Origin of the sequence: uncultured Vibrio sp. (assembly GCF_947488985.1) — a bacterium.
Taxonomy (GTDB): Bacteria; Pseudomonadota; Gammaproteobacteria; order Enterobacterales; family Vibrionaceae; genus Vibrio.
Window position 1 is genome coordinate 1 of sequence record NZ_CANLBV010000329.1, and the last position, 367, is coordinate 367.

A 367-nucleotide genomic window follows, 5' to 3' on the forward strand; every position below is an offset into this window, starting at 1 on the left:
AGCACCGGTCTTGAAAACCGGCAACCGTTAATAGCGGTTCTAGGGTTCAAATCCCTATCCCTCCACCACTATTTACCAAAAAAAGCCTTTGATTATCAAAGGCTTTTTTGTATCTATAAGACTTGAATTTGCTTCGAAACAACGAGGTAAGTCAATGTATATACAAAAATCTCCCCACGGTGTCTATTACGCACGAATCTGTACTCCAGCAGCGTCGGGACTCCCATTCGATCTAAAATTCAGCCTTCGAACAAAAGACCCTAAGCTAGCCAAAGTCATTGGCTTAAGCCTTGCCCCCTCTGGCAGGATAGTTGTCACTGTTAAAATTTACCCAGCATGGGCGGTAATGAGTGAACCTTGTCTCGTA

General features: G+C 43.9%; 1 pseudogene. It reads left to right on the plus strand.

Annotated features, from left to right (window positions below):
* Positions 1-154 precede the first annotated feature (154 nt).
* Positions 155-367 (plus strand): annotated as a pseudogene (locus tag Q1A70_RS20555) (hypothetical protein); the annotation flags it as partial.